Here is a 17764-nt window from a genome sequence, read left to right on the forward strand (position 1 = left end):
AGGCCCCCGCGCGGTCTCAGACGTCCAGATCTTCCTTCGCGAACTGCGCATTCTCCTGGATGAACTGGAAGCGCGCCTCGGCCCGCTTGCCCATCAGGCGTTCGACCAGGTCCTCGATGCTGGCTTCGGCGTCCGGCACGGTGATCTTGGCCAGGGTGCGCTTCCTGGGGTCCATGGTGGTCTCCTTCAGCTGGGAGGCCATCATCTCGCCCAGGCCCTTGAAGCGGCCGATCTCGGTCTTCTTGCCCTTGAAGACGGTCGCCAGCAGCTCGTCGCGGTGGACGTCGTCGCGGGCGTATTCGCTCAAGGGACCGGCCGAAATCCGGTACAGCGGCGGCAGGGCCATGAAGACCCGGCCCTGGCGAATGGTCTCGGGCATGACGCGATAGAAGAAGGTGATCAGAAGCGCCGCGATGTGCGCCCCGTCCACGTCGGCGTCGGTCATGATGACGATCCGCTCGTAGCGCAGGTCGTCGATGTTGAAGCGGGCGCCGGGCTGGACGCCCAGGGCCAGGGTCAAGTCCGACAGTTCGGCGTTGGCGCGCAGCTTGTCGGCGGTGGCCGAGGCGACGTTCAGGATCTTGCCGCGCAGGGGCAGGATAGCCTGGGTCGTGCGGTCGCGCGCCTGCTTGGCCGAGCCGCCGGCCGAATCGCCCTCGACGATGAACAGCTCGGTGCCCTCGGCCGCCTGGCGGGAACAGTCCGACAGCTTGCCGGGCAGACGCAGCTTGCGGGTGGCGGCGGCGCGCTGGACCTCCTTGTCCTTGCGCCGGCGCAGGCGTTCCTCGGCCCTGTCGATGACGAAGCCGAGCAGGGTGTTGGCCTGTTTCGGGCTTTCGGTCAGCCAGTGGTCCAGCGGATCGCGGAGCAGCTGCTCGACCAGGCGCGCGCCCTCGGGCGAGGACAGGCGGTCCTTGGTCTGGCCCTGGAATTCGGGATTGCGGATGAAGACGCTGATCAGAGCGCCGGCGTTGGCGATGACGTCCTCGGCCGTGATGACGCCCGCGCGCTTCTCGTTGACCAGCTCGCCGTAAGCCTTCAGCCCCTTGACCAGGGCGGCGCGGAAGCCGGCCTCGTGCGTGCCGCCGTCGGGTGTGGAGACGGTGTTGCAATAGGACTGGATGAAGCCGTCCGCCTCACCGAAGCCGGCGGGCGACCACGTCACGGCCCATTCGAAGGCGCCCGCCTCGCCCTGGCGCTCGGCGCGGCCGGCGAAGACGGGGGTGACGGTCTCCATCTCGCCGATGCGATCGGACAGGGCGTCGGCCAGGCCGCCGGGGAAGTGCAGCGTCGCCTGGGCCGGGGTCGCGTCGGTGATCCGCTCGGGCGCGCAGGTCCATTTGATTTCGACGCCGCGGAACAGATAGGCCTTGGAGCGCGCCATGCGGAACAGGCGCGCTGGCTTGAAGGCCGCGCCGACGCCGAAGATCTGGTCGTCCGGCTTGAAGCGGATCAGGGTGCCGCGCTTCTTCGACGGCTGGACCTGCTGGATCGGGGCCAGGACGTGGCCGCGGCTGAAGGACTGCTTCCATTCGAAGCCGTCGCGCCAGACGGTGACGTCCAGATGCTCGCTCAGGGCGTTGACGACCGAGACGCCGACGCCGTGCAGACCGCCCGAGGTCTCGTAGGCCTTGCCCGAGAACTTGCCGCCCGAGTGGAGCACGGTCATGACCACTTCCAGCGCCGACTTGCCTGGATGCTTGGGGTGCGGATCGACCGGGATGCCGCGGCCGTCGTCGCGGACGGACAGATAGCCCTCGGCGTCCAGGTCGACGGTGATCAGCTTGGCGTGGCGGGCCACCGCCTCGTCCATCGCATTGTCCAGCACTTCGGCGAACAGATGGTGCAGGGCGCGTTCGTCGGTGCCGCCGATATACATGCCCGGCCGCTTGCGGACCGGTTCAAGCCCCTCCAGCACCTCGATGGACGAAGCGGAGTAGGCGCCGGGCGCGCCCGCGGTGGGGGCGGGATGCGGCGCGGGCGTCGGGGCCGGGGGCGCCTCTGGCGGCGTGACGGCGGCGGGCGCGACAGCAACAGGATGGGGCGGCTCGGGCCTTGCGGGCTCGGGCTGGGGATCAAAGGCGAACAGGTCGTCGGCGGGCTGGGCCATTCACATAGTCTGGAGCGATTCGGGGCCGGTTCTGGTAGGCCCGCACGGCGCGCGGGGCAAGCGGCGCCCGGACCGGGGCCGGCTCGAAGGTCACCGCCCGCGACAGGATGGCCAGCATCAACACCCAGGGCAGGTTGGCGTGGGTCATCAGCACGCTCTCGGACAGGCTCAGGGCGGTGAAGACGGCCAGATAGGCCAGGCTCCAATAGCCTTCGCGCGCGCCCATCCCGCCCAGGCGTGCGATGATCAACACGGCCGAGAGCGCCATCACGCCGCCGACCGCGAAGGCGCCGGGCCAGCCCAGTTGGACCAGCAGGTCGATCCAGCCGTTGTGGGCCGAAGGCACCGGCCACTGGGTCTCCAGGCGGATTTCCAGCGCCGGAATGGAATCCTCGCCCCAGAAGGCGCTGAAGCCGTAGCCCGTCCAGGGCCGTTCGGCGACCTTGCGCATCAGGGCCTCCCAGATCAGGGTGCGCCCGGTCAGGGACGGATCCTTGCCCAGAAGCGCCAGGATCACTGCTGAATCGGAGTTCCATATCCAGGCGCCCAAGGCCGAGACGACCACGCCCAGCCAGACGGCCGCGATGGTGATCGCGGCGCCGCCCTGGCGCAGGACCCACCAGCCCCCGACCAGGCCGACGCCCAGCATCCAGCACAGCAGGGACGTCTTGGACTGGGTTGCCAGCACCAGCAGGGTGCAGAGCGCGAAGGCCAGCACCGGGGCCCAGGGCCGCCGCGCGACGCCGGCGATCTGGTCCGCCGCCAGGGTCGCGGCGGCCGAGATGGCGCCGACGACCATCACCAGGCCCATCTGGTTCTTCTCGTACCACAGGCCCCGCCACAGGCCGGCGTTGTCGTACTGGTGAACCCCGATGCGGGGGAAGGCGAAGACCATGATCAGGCTGCCCACGGCCATGACCAGGCAAGTCCACATCAGCATTCGCGGCAGGGCCACGCCCCGGAAGACGCAGCCGACATAGACGGCGAAGGCGCTGTTGATGGCCATGGCGATGACCCGGCGTTGCGTCACCGCCGGGTCGATCGACCAGTATTTCGAGACATAGGCCAGGGCGATCAGGCCGAACAGCATCAACCAGGCCGGCCAGGCGCGGATCACCTTGTCGAAGCGGAAGGCGACCAGGCCGGCGGTGACCGCATAGACCGGAATCCAGATCAGCCGCAGAATCGGCGTCTCGCCCTGGTCGGGGGCTAGCACCGGGGCGATCAGGGCGCCGGTCAGCATGAAGACGACGAAGCCGGCCGCCAGCCGTTCCCACAGCGGCGGTTCCCCCTGGACGATCCCTGCGGACTGAAAACGATCGGCGGCCACGACGGAAAGGTTCCACCCTCGGCTTAAGGAAGCGTTCGCGCCTCAACCCCGACGGCGCGCGCGCAGGGCGGAATCGACCGACACGCCGAACCAGACGGCGGCGATGATGACCAGAAGGCCGTAGTCGTGGCCGGGGAAGAAGACCGGCGCGGCCGCGGCGAAGATCACCGCCAGGGGAAACAGGCCCGCCAGGACGGCGCTGGTCGGCGCCTCGGTGCGGATCATCGGATGAAGCTCGGTCTGGCCCATGCGCCGCGCCATCCAGGAATTCAGCCCCGCAACGATGGCCGAGCAGACGACGGCCGAGACGACATATTTGATCGTGTTTCCCGACTCGCCGAAGGCGCTGGCTGTCAGCACCAGCAGGATCAGGGCCACGCCCGTCGAGACGGCCAGCAGGATGTTGGGTTCGAGACGGTTCAAGACTTCACTTTCACATAGGCGCCGGGCGCCGGTTCGATCGGCTTCAGCGGGCCCTTGGACGGATCGCGGGCGGGGATGTCGGGGCCGGACAGCGGGCGCAGCCATGCGGCCCAGTGCTCCCACCAACTGCCGGGATGCTCGACCGCGCCGGCCTGCCATTCGGCCAGCGTCGCGGGCAGGGCGTCGTTGGTCCAGTGTTTGTACTTTCGCGCCGACGGCGGATTGATGACGCCGGCGATATGGCCCGAGCCCGCCAGGGTGAAGACGACATCGCCGCCGAACAGCCGCGCCGAGCGATAGACGGAGTTCATCGGCGCGATGTGATCCTCGCGGCTGGCCTGGAAATAGAGGGGAATGGTCACGCGCGACAGATCGACGGTTTCGCCGCCGATCTGGAAACGGCCCTCGGCCAGGGCGTTCTCGCCGTACATCCGGCGCAGATAGGCCATGTGCAGCGCCTTGGGCATCCGCGTCTGGTCGGCGTTCCAGAACAGCAGGTCGAAGGCGGGCGGATCCTTGCCCATCAGATAGTTGCTGACGAAGAAGGACCAGATCAGGTCGTTGGCGCGCAGGGCGTTGAAGGTGTCGGCCATGGCGGCGCCGGGCAGGACGCCGCCGGCGGCGTCCATCTGGCGTTCGATCTCGGCCAGCCAGTGTTCGTCGGTGAACAGCAGCAGGTCCCCGGCCTCGGCGAAGTCGTGCTGGGCGGCGAAGAAGGTGGCGGCGGCGACGCGCGTGTCGCCTCGCGCGGCCATGTGCGCCAGGGCCGCGCCCAGCAAGGTGCCGCCGATGCAGTAGCCGACCGCGTTCAGGCGATCCGTCCCGGTCTGTTCCAGCGTCTTTTCGACCGCGCGATAGACGCCCTTCTCCAGATAGTCATCGAAGCCGTACTCGGCCTTGTCCCGGTCCGGATTGACCCAGGAACAGACGAAGACCGTGAACCCCTGCGCCGACAGCCAGCGGATCAGCGAGTTCGCCGGCTGAAGGTCCATGATGTAGAATTTGTTGATCCAGGGCGGAAAGATCAGCAGCGGAATCTGGTGCTGCGTCTCGCTGGCCGGGGCGTACTGGATCAGCTCGAACAGCTCGTCGCGCCAGACCACCTGGCCGGGGGCGGTGGCGACGTTCTCGCCGACGACGAACTTGCCATAGTCGGCCTGGCTGATGCGCAGCGAGCCGGCGCCGCGCTCCATGTCGGCGGCGAAGTTCTGCATTCCCTTGACCAGGGATTCGCCGCTGGTCTCCGCCAGGGCTTTCAGCGCCACGGGGTTGGAGGCCAGGAAGTTGGACGGCGAGAAGGCGTCGGTCAGCAGGCGGGTGAAGAACTGGGCGCGCCGCTTGACGGCGGGATCGACGTCCTCGACCCCCGCGATCAGGCCGTTCATCCAGTCGGACGTCAGCAGATAGGACCGCCGCATCAGGTCAAACATCGGATTTTCTGACCAGGCCGGGTCCTTGAACCGCTTGTCCGCCGGCGCGGGATCGGGCGCTTCGCCCGCCGCCTGGCGCGCGCTGGAAGCCCACAGATCCATGTAGCGGCCGAACAGGTCGGCCTGGGCCTGAAACAGCTTTTCCGGACGCGACGCCAGGCTGGTCATCACCGAGGTCAGGGCGGGCGCGACGTTGAAGGGATCCGGCGACAGGGCGGCCGACCCCGGCTCCTGGGTTCTGGCGGCCTGGGCCAGGGCCGCCTCGGCAAGGGCGCCCTGAGCCGTCATGGCCGCCTTGGCCAGGTTCGCCGACAACGTTTCGATCAGTTGCGCCTGATCGGGGGCTGGGGCGCGTGGCGTCGGCGCGTCTTGCAGCGGCGCGGCGGTCGGCGCGGACGCGGACGCCTTCTTCGCGCGCACCGGCCGGGGCGGCTTGGGCGACGTCGGCCGGCCAGGCTTGCGCGCCGCGGGCTTGGCGGGGTCGGCGGGCGGCTCAGGGGGCTTGGCCATGGTGATCCTCGACGACGGCGAATGGCGAACGGGCGGTCCCGCCCTTCCGCGCCGGCCGATGATGGCATAAGACCGACACCGAAATGAACGCGCCCTACGCCAAAAAGACGAGACCTTTCGCCGCCGCCCTGCTGGCGCTCGCCGTCGGCGGCGTTCTGGGCGGCTGCGCCGACCGGTTCGCGGCCCGGACCGAGACGGCCTCGCCGCTGGCGCCCCGGATCCAGGCGCTGGTCGACGCCAACCGCCGCTATCCGCGGTGGGAGGACTTCCCGCCCGCGCCCACGGGCCTGCCCGAGCCGACCCAGGTGGCGGCCAATGTCCGGGGGCTGGAATCCCAGGGCGGCGCCCTGGCCGAGGAGACGGCCCGGATCGACTGGACGCTGGGCGACGCCGAAACGCTAGCGGCCGAAACGCGCGCCCAGGTCGGCGACGTGCCGGTCTCGCCCGACTCGGCGCGCACCGCCGCCGAGATCGAGGCCCTGGCCCAGGATTTGCGCGAGCGCGCCAAGGCGCCGCCGCCGATCGACCGCCGCCCGACGCGATGAATCGGTCGCCGGGGACGCAGAATCCCCGAATATTGCGCTGATGGCGGACGATGGCGGCATCAAGGGCGTGAGCGCATTCCTGGGCGTGTCCCGCTCTCTGTCCGGACGGGCCTGGCGCCTGCGGCCGGCCGAGGCGGCGACGACGCGCGCGCACATGCAGGCCCACGGCCTGGACGAGCCCCTGGCGCGGGCCCTGGCCTCTCGCGGGGTTGGACCGGAACAGGCGGGGGACTTCCTGCGGCCCACGCTGCGCGCGCTGTTTCCCGATCCGTCCAGCTTCATGGACATGGACGCCGCCGCGACGGCCATCGTCGACGCGCTTCAGGCGGGCAAGGCCGTCCATGTCTTCGCCGACTACGACGTGGACGGGGCGGCCAGCGCGGCCCTGCTGGTGCGGTGGTTCCGCGCGATGGGCGCGGACCTGCCCATCTATGTGCCAGATCGGCTGACCGAGGGGTATGGTCCCAGCGCGCGGGCTTTCGACACGCTGAAGGCGGCCGGCGCCGACCTGGTCGTCACGGTGGACTGCGGGGCGGCGGCGAACGAGTCCCTGGCCCATGCCGCCGCCATCGGCCTGAACGTCGTGGTGATCGATCACCACCTGATGCGCAGCGAGCCGCCGCGCGCCCTGGCCGTGGTCAATCCGAACCGGCCCGGCTGCGCCTCCGGCCAGGGCAATCTGGCGGCCGCCGGCGTGGTGCTGGTCTTGCTGGCCGCGCTGAACCGCGAGGCGCGGGGACGCGGCCTGTTCGCCGAGCGTCCCGAGCCGGACATCCGCCAATGGCTGGACCTGGCCGCCCTGGGCGCCGTCTGCGACGTGACGGGCCTGACAGGCTTTAACCGGGCGCTGACGGGCCTGGGGCTGGGGGTGATGAGCGCATGGCGCAATCCCGGGCTGAAGGCGCTGCTGGCCGCCGCGGGGGCCGAGCCGGGCCCGGCCAAGACCATGCACTGCGGCTTCATCCTGGGCCCGCGCATCAACGCCGGCGGCCGCATCGGCCGCTCCGACCTTGGCGCGCGACTGCTGTCGACCGACGATCCGGGCGAGGCGGCGACCTTGGCGGCCGAACTGGACGCGCTGAACCTGTCGCGCCGAGAGGTCGAGCGGGCGGTGATCGAGGCCGCCATCCGCCGCGCCGAGGCGACCGGCGCCCACGCCGACGAGTCCGCCGTCGTGGTCGTGGCCGGCGAGGACTGGCATCCCGGCGTGGTGGGCGTCGTCGCCGGGCGTCTGCGCGAACGCTGGCGCAAGCCGGTCGTCGTCATCGGGCTGGATCCGGTGAACGGCGTCGGCAAGGGTTCGGGCCGGTCCCAGCCGGGAATGAACCTCGGCCGGGCGGTCCAGGCGGCCTGGGAGGCGGGCGTGCTGCTGGCGGGCGGGGGGCACGCCATGGCGGCCGGCCTGACGGTGGAGGCGGGCCGCATCGGCGAGCTGGCGGACTTCCTGAACCAGCGACTGGCGGGCGAACGGCTGGTCGCGGCGGCCGAGGACTGGCTGGACGTCGACGCCCTGGTCGATCCGGCGGGCGCGACCCGCGCGCTGTTCGAGGCGTTCGAGCAACTGGCCCCGTTCGGTCCCGCCAATCCCGAGCCCGTCTTCGCCCTGAGCGGCGTGCAGGCGCGCGAGCCGGTCCAGATGAACGGCGGCCATGTCCGCTGCCGGCTGGTCGGGCCCGACGGAGCCTCGATCCGGGCGATCGCCTGGCGTTGCGCCGACCTGCCCGCCGGCCAGGCCCTGCTGTCGGGACAGGGCGGGCTGAACGTCGTCGGACGGCTGAAGGCCGACGACTGGAACGGCCGCCGCGGCGTGCAGTTCGAGATCGAGGACGTGGCCGATCCCCGCATGGTCCAGGCCTGACGCCGACCGTTCCGGGCGCTGGAAAAATACGGAAATCGAGGCTTGCACCCCGCCAAGGGCGCGGCTATATCGCCGGCTCTCCCGCGCAGCGGTCCCTTCGTCTATCGGTTAGGACGTCAGGTTTTCAACCTGAAAAGAGGGGTTCGATTCCCCTAGGGACTGCCACGCGGGATGACGCCTCGGCCGGGCTCCACAGCCGCCGAAACTGTTCCGAACCTGTCAGAATTCCGACCGCGCGGGCGAAGACGACCGCGTCAATGGTTGCTTGGCGGCGACAGGGCGGCGAAATTCGCCCCAAGATTGAGCCTTCCGCACGATTCACCTGAATTTGCGCTCCCCGGCGTTCATGGAACGGTGTTAAGCTTAACCTGTTCGCATTGAGGGATGCGCGAACGGGGGTAGGGAAGTTGTCTGATTTCGATGCCACGGAAGCGGCGCAGACCGTTCGGATCGTGGGGCGCGTGAAGTGGTTTGATCCGACCAAGGGCTATGGCTTCATCGTGCCGGACGACCCGGCGCTGACCGAACTGCGCGACGTCCTGCTGCACGTCAGCAGCCTGCGCGACAGCGGCCGGGACATGGCCGAGGAAGGCGCCCCCATCACCTGCGACTGCGTCAAGCGGGCCAAGGGCTGGCAGGCCGTCGAGATCCATGACCTGGGGCGCGGCGTCGCCGTCGCGTCGCCTCGCAAACCCGCCACCGCCGCGCCTGCGCCCGTCTTCGACGGCGACGCCGAAGACATGGAGCCCGCGATCGTCAAGTGGTTCAACCGCACCAAGGGCTATGGCTTCGTGGTGCGCGAGGGCGACACGGCCGACATCTTCGTCCATATCGAGACCCTGCGGCGGTGCGGGTTCGACGACTTGATTCCCGGTTCGCCGGTTCATGTGCGGTTCGCCAGCGGGCCCAAGGGCCTGGTGGTGGCGGAAATCAGACCGGGAGAGTGATCCGCTCTCCCGAAGGAGGGCGAATGCCGGGCTGGACACGACGCGTGACGACGGCGGGGTTGCTGGCGCTGACCCTGGGGATGTCGGGCCTGACGGCCTGCGCGGGTTCGGCGGCGCCGCAGGGACCGAACGGCGAGCCGATGCAGCGGCTCAGCATCGTCACCGCCACCGGCGAACATGACTTCTGGGTCGAGATCGCCGACGAGGAGCCGGAGCGCCAGCGAGGCCTGATGTTCCGACCGCCGCTGGAGCCCGATCGGGGAATGCTGTTCACCTGGCCCGGCGAGGCGGCGCGCGAACAAAGCTTCTGGATGCGCAACACCCCGAGTTCGCTGGACATCCTGTATATCGACCCCTCTGGCCGGATCGTGTCGATCGCACCGCATACGACGCCCGAGTCCGAGGCGCCCATCCCCTCCAACGGCGTTGCGAACGGGGTGCTGGAACTTCGCGCGGGACGCGCGGACGAGATCGGCGCCAAGCCGGGCGACCAGGTGCGCCATCCCTACTTCAAACCCTGATTGCGAACCGGCGCGCGAAGTGGCAAGACGGCGCTCCATTCGGTCCGGGGTGTAGCGCAGCCTGGTAGCGCATCTGGTTTGGGACCAGAGGGTCGGAGGTTCGAATCCTCTCGCCCCGACCAATGGACGCCGCTGGATTCCCCGTCTGGCGCGCGGTATGGCGGCGGCTCAGGCCGTCGCATCGACCACGAGGACACCGCCATGCTCGCCCGCATCTATCGCCCCGCCAAGACCGCCATGCAGTCCGGCAAGGCCAAGAGCCGCGACTGGCGCCTGGAGTTCGAGCCCGCCTCGGCGCGAACCCTCGACCCCCTGATGGGCTGGACCAGTTCGACCGACATGAACGGCCAGGTCCGCCTGACCTTCGACACGCAGGAGGAGGCCGTGGCCTACGCCGAGCGGCATGGCATTCCCTTCCGACTGCACGAGCCGCAGGATCCGCCGGTCATCATCAAGGCCTACGCCGACAACTTCGCCACCAGCCGCAAGCAGCCCTGGACGCACTGACGGCGGGCGGCGACCAGCGCCCTTAGCTCAACCGGATAGAGCATCCGCCTTCTAAGCGGACGGTTGCAGGTTCGAGTCCTGCAGGGCGCGCCAGTCCGCCGGGCGTCGCGCGGATCGGCCGGCATGGTTTGTCGCGCGCGGGTTTGCGCCTAGTCTGGCGACCCCTTTCGTGGAGCCGCCATGTCCGCCTTCCGCCCGATCGCGCATCTGGATACGCACGACGTCACCAACCAGCCGCCGCCGCTGGAGGACGTGAACCTGTTCATCGGCGACCGGGCGCTGACCGAAGCCGTCGACAAGGCGGGCGGCGGGATGCATCGGGATCGGCTGACGGCGCTGGGCGCGCGATGCGGGTCGGCCGAGGTGATCGGCTGGGGCGTGGAGGCGAACCGACAGGCGCCCATGCTGGACACGTTCGACCGTTATGGCCAGCGGATCGACGAGGTGCGCTTCCACCCAGCCTATCATCAGTTGATGGCCCTGGGACTGGAGAGCGGTTTCGCCTCGGTCGCGTGGAACGGAACGCCTGCGGGCCACGTGGCGCACGCGGCGACCCTTTTCCTGACGGCCCAGGCCGATTCGGGCACGACCTGTCCGATGACCATGACCTATGCGGCGGCGCCGGCTCTGCAGGCGGAGCCCGATGTCGCGGCCGAATGGACGCCGCGCATCCTGGCGGGGCGCTATGACCCGGCGACGCGGCCGGCGGCGGACAAGGCCGGGGTCACCATCGGCATGGCGATGACCGAAAAACAGGGCGGATCGGACGTGCGCGCCAACAGCACGCGCGCCGAGCCGACGGGCGAGGCGGGCTGGTACAGCCTGACGGGGCACAAGTGGTTCTGTTCGGCCCCGATGTGCGACGCCTTCCTGACCCTGGCCTATGCGCCCGGCGGATTGACCTGTTTCCTGCTGCCGCGCTGGACGCCGGACGGGCGGCGCAACGCGGGCTTTCGCGTCATGCGGCTGAAGGACAAGATGGGCGATCGGTCCAATGCGTCGTCGGAGGTGGAATACCACGGCGCCCTGGCGCAACGGCTGGGGCCGGAAGGGCGCGGCGTCGCCACCATCATCCGCATGGTCCAGCACACGCGGCTGGACTGCGTGCTGGGCTCGGCCCAGCAGATGCGCGGGGCGCTGGCGCAGGGCGTGTGGCATGCGGCGCACCGATCGGCCTTCCAGAAGCGGCTGATCGACCAGCCGATGATGGCCGCTGTCCTGGCCGACCTGGCGGTGGAGAGCGAGGCGGCGACGGCGCTGGGCCTGCGCCTGGCCCAGGCCTTCGACCAGGACGACCCCCTGGCGCGGCTGCTGACGCCCATCGCCAAATACTGGGTCTGCAAGCGGGCGCCGGGCTTGGTCTATGAGGCGATGGAGAGCCTGGGCGGCGCCGGCTATGTCGAGACCGGGCCGATGCCGCGCCTGTTCCGGCAATCGCCGCTGAACGCCATATGGGAAGGGTCCGGCAACGTCATCGCCTTGGACGTGCTGCGGGCGATGGGACGCGAGCCCGAGGCGGTCGAGGCCCTGCGGGGGTTCCTGGAGGGCCGGCGTGGCCGCGACGCCGATTACGACGCCTGGCTGGACGGGCTGACCTTCCAGGCGACGCACGAGGCCGAGGCGCGGTGGGTGGTCGAACGGCTGGCCCTGGCCAGCCAGGCGGCGGTGCTGCTGGACTGGGACAGTCCGGTGGCGGAGGCCTTCTGCCGCCTCAGGCTGCGGCCGCGCGGAGCGGCGTACGGCGCGTTCGACGCGCGGGTGGACGCCGCCGCGATCCTGGACCGGGCCATGCCGGCCTGATCAGCCGGCGAAGGCGGCCAGGCCCCGCTCAAGGTCGGCGATCAGGTCGTCCGGGTCTTCCAGCCCGACGTGCAGCCGGATCAGTTCGCCCTCCAGCGCGGGGGGATGGTCGCGATAGGCCATCTGATGCGTCTCGTGCGTGGCCAGGCTCTCGAATCCGCCCCAGGAGTAGCCCAGGCCGAACAGGGTCAGGGCGTCCAGCATCCGCCGTCCCGCCGCTTCGTTCCCGCCCTTCATCACCACGCCCATCAGCGAGGCGGCGCCGGCGAAGTCGCGCGCCCACAGGTCGTGGCCGACCGAGCCGGGAAGGGGCGGATAGAGGACGCGCGATACCTCCGGCCGCGCCTGGAGCCACCGGGCGATCTTCAGGCCCGAACGCCCCTGTTCGGCGTAACGGAGCGGCAGGGTGCGAAGGCCGCGCAGCGCCAGCCAGGCGTCGTCGGGCGAAACGTGCCAGCCCATGTCCTCGATCGCATTGGCGATGGCGGACAGACAGCGCGGGTCGTTGGCCGCGATCCCGCCCATCAGCAGGTCCGAATGGCCTCCAACGTATTTGGTCAGGGCCTGGACGCTGACGTCCACGCCGTGCGCCAGGGGCTTGAACGCCAAACCCGCCGCCCAGGTGTTGTCCAGCACCGTCATCACGCCGCGCGCCCGGCAACCGGCGGCCACCGCGGCCACGTCGACCATTTGGAAGGTCAGAGAGGCGGGCGATTCCAGAAGAACCAGCCGGGTGCGATCGCCCGCGGCGGCCAGGATCGTCTCGGCGTCCGCGTCCGCGGGCAGGAACCGGGTCGTGACCCCGCGCGCCGCCTGATAGCGGCTGAGAAAACGACGGCTGGGACCATAGACGGCGTCGGTGGTCACCACCTCGTCGCCCGGACGGGTCAGGGCCAGCACGGGAACGGTCACGGCGGCCAGCCCCGAGGGCACGATGAAGGCCCCTTCGGCGCCCTCCAGCCCCGCCAGGGCGGCGCGCAACTCGCGGGCGGCCGTCATGCCGTCCAACCCATAGACCGGCCCGTCGGCGTCGTCGCGCATGGCCTCGGCGCGGTCGCTGAGCATGGTCGAGGCGCGCTCCAGCGGCGGGTTGACCGGGCGGCGGCCAAATCCCCGTCGGGTGGCGGAAGCGATCAGGCGCGTGCGGTCCGACGGCGACGACATGGTCCCTCCAACGGGTTGCGGATCACGCCCTAAAGGCCTCTAAACAGGAGCGGGCGCAAGCGGCGGAGGACAGGACGCGATGAGGGTCTGGGCGATCGGAGCGATGGCGCTGCTGACGGCCCTGGCCGGCTGCGACCGAAAGCCGGCCGAAACCCCAGCCGAAACCCCCGCGCCCGCGCCCGCCGCCGCATCGACCTCCGACCTGCCGGACAGCCCGACCCTGGCGGCCGTGAAGCGTCGCGGGCGGCTGAACTGCGGCGTGCACCAGGGGCTGGTGGGCTTCGCCTACACCGACAATCGCGGCCAGTGGCGCGGATTCGACGTGGACTTCTGCCGGGCCATGGCGGCGGCGATCTTCGGCGACGCCGACGCCGTGCGCTTCGTCCCGCTGACGGCGAACGAGCGATTCGCGGCCTTGTCCGAAGGACGGATCGACGTTCTGTGGCGCAACTCGTCTTGGACCATGAGCCGCGACGCGGGCGAGGGCTTCGTCTTCGCCGGGATCAACTATTACGACGGCCAGGGATTCCTGGTGCGGCGCTCGCTGAACCTGGCCAGCGCGACCGAACTGAACGGGGCGCGGGTGTGCGTTCAGAAGGGATCGAACGCCCAGGCCAACGCCGACGACTTCTTCCGATCGCGCGGGGTGGCGTATCGTCCGGTCGTGCTGGACACCGAGGAGGCGGCGCGCGACGTCTACGGCCGCGAGGACTGCGACGCCTTCAGCGCCGACATCTCGGCCCTGGCGGCGGCGCGGACGGTGCTGTCCAATCCGCAGGAGCACGTGATCCTGTCCGACGTCGTGTCCAAGGAGCCGCTGGGTCCCGCGGTCAAACCCGGCGACGACCGCTGGGCCGCCGTGGTGCGATGGACGCTGAACGCCGTCATCCTGGCTGAAGAACTGGGCGTAACGCGCGAGAACGCCGAGACTTTGGCCAAGGACGCCCGCGATCCGCGCGTGCGTCGCCTGCTGGGCGCCGAGGGCGACTACGGCGCGATGATGGGCCTGTCCAGGACCTGGGCCCTGGACGCCATCCAGGCCACCGGAAACTATGGCGAGATCTTCGACCGGAACCTGGGGTCGCAATCGCCCCTCGACCTGGCGCGCGGATTGAACGCACAATGGAACGCGCGGCCCAACGGGTTGATCTACGGCCTGCCGATCCGATAAGGCCCGCCTCTTCGAACACGGTCCCGGGGGACAGATGACGCAGACGAAACGCGGCGGGCTTCCGCTTCACTGGCTGATGCTGATCGGCTTTGTCGTGGGCCTGGGCGCGGGTCTGTTCGTGAACCTGACGCTGGGAAGCGACGTGGCCTGGGTCGAATGGCTGACGGCCAACGTCACCGGCCCCATCGGTCAGATCTTCCTTCGCCTGCTGTTCATGATGGTGATCCCGCTGCTGTTCTCGGCGCTGGTGATCGGGGTGGCGGAGATGGGCGACCTGGCGTCGCTGGGCCGCGCGGGTCTGAAGACCCTGCTGCTGACCATACTGATCTCGGGCATCGCCGTGGTGATCGGCCTGGGCATGGTCAATCTGCTGCAGCCCGGGCGCGGGGTCGATCCCGCCCTGGCGCAGTCGCTGCTGGAGCAGGGGCGCGCGGGCGCCGCCAATATCGTCGAGAACGCCCCCACCAGCATTTCGCTGGGCGACTTCTTCCTGGATCTGGTGCCGTCCAACGTCTTCACCGCGGCGGCCGAGAACGCGATCCTGCCGGTGATGGTGTTCGCCCTATTCTTCGGCATCGGCCTGGTCATGGCCAAGAGCCCGGCGACGGACCGCCTGCAGGAGGTGATCCAGGGGCTGTTCGAAGTCACGATGAAGCTGATCAACCTGTTCATCAAGCTGGCGCCCCTGGCCATCGCCTGCCTGATGTTCAACCTGGCGGCCCTGTTCGGGGTCGAACTGCTGATCCGGCTGGCGGCCTATGTCGGCGTCGCCGTCGGCGCCATGGCGATCCACATGTTCGTGGTCTATCCGCTGGTCGTGTGGCTGCTGGGCGGAATGTCGCCGGTGGCCTTCTTCCGCGGCGTGCGCGAGCCGATGATCGTGGCCTTCTCGACCGCGTCGTCGAACGCCTCGCTGACCTTCTCGCTGCGCGCGGCCGAGGAGCAGCTTCACCTGCCGCGTAAGATCGCCCGCTTCGTCCTGACGGTGGGGGCGACGGCCAACCAGAACGGCACGGCTCTGTTCGAGGGGGTGACGGTGCTGTTCCTGGCGCAGTTCTTCGGCATCGACCTGACGCTGACGCAGCAGGTGGTGGTGATGCTGGTGTGCATCCTGGGCGGCGTCGGCACGGCGGGCGTTCCGGCCGGCTCTTTGCCCGTCGTGGCCATGATCCTGGTGATGGTCGGCGTGCCGGCCGAGGGCATCGGCCTGATCCTGGGCGTCGACCGCTTCCTGGACATGTGCCGCACGACGCTGAACGTCACCGGCGACCTGGCGCTGGCCACCATCGTCTCTCGCGGGGAAAGCGACGATTCCCTGCAGGACGGGCCCGACCCGGCGCCGCTCGCGCCGGCCAAGTCGGCTTGACGGGCCTTCAGCCGGTCTGGACGGGCGTGTCCGCGCGCCCGCCCCATTCCGCCCAGGAGCCGTCGTAGAGGTCCGCCTCGCGCCCCAGTTCGGCCAGGCCCAGGTTCAGCACGGCGGCGGTGACGCCTGACCCGCAAGTCGTCGTGACTGGCCGATCGACGTCCACGCCCGCGTCGGCGAAGGCCCGGGCCAGGTCGGCTCCGCGCCTCATCGCGCCGTCGTCCTTCAGCAGGCGATTGTAGGGCAGGTTGATCGCGCCGGGCATATGGCCGGGCCGGACGCCCGGGCGCGGCTCGGCCGCTTCGCCGCGAAAGCGCGGCGCGCCCCGGGCGTCGACCACCTGTTCCCCTTGGGCCAGCCGGTCTCGCACCGTCTCCAGGTCCGCAACGCCGGCCGGCGTCGCCACGGACCGGAAGCGGGCCGGCGTCGGCGCGACCGGACCGCTTTCGACCGGAAGTCCCCGACGGCGCCAGGCGGGCAGGCCGCCGTCCAACACCCGCACGGACACGGCGCCCATGACCCGCAACATCCACCAGACGCGGGCGGCCGAAAACAGACCGGCGGTGTCATAGACGACGACGGCGTCCGTCTCGGCCACGCCCAGGGCGCCGACGCTGCGGGCGAAGTCATCCGGCGTCGGCAGCATATGGGGCAGGGGGCTGGATGGCTCCGACGCCGCCTCCAGATCGAAGAAGACCGCGCCCGGCAGGTGCGCCCGCTCGAAGTCGGCGCGGGCGTCGCGCCCGTCCAGATGCCAGCTGGCGTCCAGGATTCGCAGGTCGGGTCGACCCAGCTGCGCGACTAGGTCGTCGACGGAGATCAGGGGGCTCATGCGCGCCTCACGCCCGGCTCAGCGCCAGTTGCACGACGTCCGTCCGTTGCGAACGGAACCCCGCCTCGCAATAGGCCAGGTAGAAGCGCCACAGCCGCCGGAACCGCTCGTCGAAACGGTCCAGGCGACGGATCTCGGCCCAGGCCCCCTGGAACCGCTCGTCCCAGCGCTTCAGGGTCTCGGCGTAGTCCAGGCCGAACCGTTCGACGGCCTCCCAGGCCAGTCCCGCCGCCGCCACGACGGGACGCAGGCGCTCTTCCGACGGCAGCATGCCGCCCGGAAAGACGTATTTCTGGATGAAGTCGGTGCGCGCGTTGTACTCGTCGAACAGGGCGTCCTGGATGGTGATGATCTGCAGGCCGGCGCGACCGCCCGGGCTCAGCACCTCATGGATCTTCCCGAAGTAGGCGGGCCAGTACTCCTTGCCCACCGCCTCGAACATCTCGATGGAGGCGACGCGGTCGAAGCGACCCTGCACGTCGCGATAGTCGATCAGTTCGATCGTCGCCTTGTCCGAAAGGCCGGCGTTGAACAGGCGCTGGCGGGCGAAGTCGTGCTGCTCGCGCGATATGGTCACCCCCGTCACGACGGCCCCGACCTCGCGCGCCGCGAACTCGGCGAAGCCGCCCCAGCCGCAGCCGATCTCCAGCACCGACATGCCGGGCCGCAGATCCATCAACCGCGCCAGGGACGCGTATTTTTGGCGCTGGGCGGCCTCCAGCGTCTCGCCGTCGCGCGTGAACCGGGCCGACGAATAGGTCATCGATCCGTCCAGCCAGGCCGCATAGAAGGCGTTGCCCAGGTCGTAATGGGCGTGGATGTTCTTCCTTGAGCCCGCCCGGCTGTTGCGATTGCGGCGATGCGCCAGCCAGTTCATCGCGTTCATCAGCCAGTTGCCGTCGAACAGGCGGCGGATGTGGTCATAGTTGTCGACCAGGGTTTCCAGCAGGGCCGCCAGCTGAGGCGTGTCCCACTCGCCGGCCATGTAGCCTTCCGCAAAGCCGATGTCGCCGGCGGCCAGCACCCGCCGCGCGAAGGCGTAGTCCTTCACCTCCAGCACGCCCTGCGGGCCGGGCTTGTCGCCCTGCAGCACTTGGACTTCCCCATTGGGCAGCCGCACCGTCAGGCGGCCCACGGTCCAGTTGGCGGCGAGCAGGCGAAGCAGCATGGCGAACACGCGCGGCGTTCGGCGGGCGACGGCTTCGATCTCTGCGGTGGCGACGCTCATCGGCGGATATCTTTCATCGGGC

Annotated in this window: 15 protein-coding genes and 3 tRNA genes; 11 read left to right on the forward strand and 7 right to left on the reverse strand. The window is 69.9% G+C overall.

Features of this window, described 5'->3' with window-relative positions:
• Positions 1 to 16: 16 nt before the first annotated feature.
• The 4 genes from M8231_RS07165 to phaC are packed head-to-tail and all read right to left on the reverse strand — an operon-like array spanning position 17 to position 5803.
• Complete coding sequence (locus tag M8231_RS07165; protein ID WP_249750589.1) at positions 17 to 2110, reverse strand: DNA topoisomerase IV subunit B; 2094 nt, start codon at positions 2108 to 2110, stop codon at positions 17 to 19.
• The gene (locus M8231_RS07170) at positions 2076 to 3440 is read right to left on the reverse strand and encodes an O-antigen ligase family protein (RefSeq protein ID WP_249750588.1); all 1365 of its coding nucleotides are present in this window, start codon (positions 3438 to 3440) and stop codon (positions 2076 to 2078) included. Before M8231_RS07170 ends, M8231_RS07165 begins: the two co-directional genes overlap by 35 nt.
• Positions 3441 to 3482: 42 nt before the next feature.
• Positions 3483 to 3863, reverse strand: a complete 381-nt coding sequence (locus M8231_RS07175) for a hypothetical protein (RefSeq protein ID WP_249750587.1) — start codon at positions 3861 to 3863, stop codon at positions 3483 to 3485.
• The gene (phaC, locus tag M8231_RS07180; protein WP_250202514.1) at positions 3860 to 5803 is read right to left on the reverse strand and encodes a class I poly(R)-hydroxyalkanoic acid synthase; all 1944 of its coding nucleotides are present in this window, start codon (positions 5801 to 5803) and stop codon (positions 3860 to 3862) included. The genes M8231_RS07175 and phaC overlap by 4 nt, the downstream gene beginning before the upstream one ends.
• An 83-nt stretch (positions 5804 to 5886) precedes the next feature.
• Between phaC and M8231_RS07185 the strand changes: the two genes are divergently transcribed.
• The 9 genes from M8231_RS07185 to M8231_RS07225 all read left to right on the forward strand — a co-directional run bounded on the left by M8231_RS07185 (position 5887) and on the right by M8231_RS07225 (position 11981).
• Entirely contained in the window at positions 5887 to 6348 is a 462-nt protein-coding gene (locus M8231_RS07185; protein ID WP_249750585.1) for a hypothetical protein, read from the forward strand.
• Positions 6349 to 6388: 40 nt separating this feature from the next.
• Positions 6389 to 8206 carry a single-stranded-DNA-specific exonuclease RecJ gene (gene recJ, locus M8231_RS07190; RefSeq protein ID WP_250202515.1) on the forward strand — a complete coding sequence of 606 codons (1818 nt, stop codon included), beginning with the start codon at positions 6389 to 6391 and terminating at the stop codon, positions 8204 to 8206.
• A gap of 90 nt (positions 8207 to 8296) precedes the next feature.
• Positions 8297 to 8371, forward strand: a tRNA-Glu gene (locus tag M8231_RS07195).
• A 242-nt stretch (positions 8372 to 8613) separates the two neighbouring features.
• Positions 8614 to 9153, forward strand: a complete 540-nt coding sequence (locus tag M8231_RS07200; RefSeq protein WP_249750583.1) for a cold-shock protein — start codon at positions 8614 to 8616, stop codon at positions 9151 to 9153.
• Between the two features lie 23 nt (positions 9154 to 9176).
• A complete protein-coding gene (locus M8231_RS07205; RefSeq protein ID WP_249750582.1) occupies positions 9177 to 9674 on the forward strand; it encodes a DUF192 domain-containing protein in 498 nt (165 codons plus the stop codon).
• A gap of 45 nt (positions 9675 to 9719) precedes the next feature.
• Positions 9720 to 9796 (forward strand) — tRNA-Pro (locus M8231_RS07210).
• A gap of 79 nt (positions 9797 to 9875) precedes the next feature.
• Positions 9876 to 10181, forward strand: coding sequence for an ETC complex I subunit (locus tag M8231_RS07215; protein ID WP_249750581.1), 306 nt, complete (start codon positions 9876 to 9878; stop codon positions 10179 to 10181).
• Positions 10182 to 10197: 16 nt separating this feature from the next.
• Positions 10198 to 10274 (forward strand) — tRNA-Arg (locus M8231_RS07220).
• Positions 10275 to 10361: 87 nt separating this feature from the next.
• Positions 10362 to 11981, forward strand: coding sequence for an acyl-CoA dehydrogenase family protein (locus tag M8231_RS07225; RefSeq protein ID WP_250202516.1), 1620 nt, complete (start codon positions 10362 to 10364; stop codon positions 11979 to 11981).
• Here the strand turns inward: M8231_RS07225 and metC are convergent, their stop codons facing one another.
• A complete protein-coding gene (gene metC / locus M8231_RS07230) occupies positions 11982 to 13145 on the reverse strand; it encodes a cystathionine beta-lyase (protein WP_249750579.1) in 1164 nt (387 codons plus the stop codon).
• A 79-nt stretch (positions 13146 to 13224) separates the two neighbouring features.
• On the opposite strand from metC, the gene M8231_RS07235 reads away from it, so the two are divergent.
• Positions 13225 to 14316: an amino acid ABC transporter substrate-binding protein gene (locus M8231_RS07235; RefSeq protein WP_249750578.1), complete on the forward strand. Its 1092-nt coding sequence runs from the start codon at positions 13225 to 13227 to the stop codon at positions 14314 to 14316.
• Between the two features lie 34 nt (positions 14317 to 14350).
• Complete coding sequence (locus M8231_RS07240) at positions 14351 to 15682, forward strand: dicarboxylate/amino acid:cation symporter (protein ID WP_250202517.1); 1332 nt, start codon at positions 14351 to 14353, stop codon at positions 15680 to 15682.
• A 7-nt stretch (positions 15683 to 15689) separates the two neighbouring features.
• Here M8231_RS07240 and sseA read toward each other — a convergent pair whose 3' ends face one another.
• Positions 15690 to 16514 (reverse strand): 3-mercaptopyruvate sulfurtransferase, encoded by an 825-nt coding sequence (gene sseA / locus M8231_RS07245; protein WP_250202518.1) that lies wholly within the window; start codon positions 16512 to 16514, stop codon positions 15690 to 15692.
• Between the two features lie 7 nt (positions 16515 to 16521).
• Positions 16522 to 17742, reverse strand: a complete 1221-nt coding sequence (locus M8231_RS07250; protein WP_249750577.1) for an SAM-dependent methyltransferase — start codon at positions 17740 to 17742, stop codon at positions 16522 to 16524.
• Positions 17743 to 17764: the final 22 nt, after the last annotated feature.

Source organism: Brevundimonas albigilva (assembly GCF_023573565.1).
Classification (GTDB): Bacteria; Pseudomonadota; Alphaproteobacteria; order Caulobacterales; family Caulobacteraceae; genus Brevundimonas; species Brevundimonas albigilva.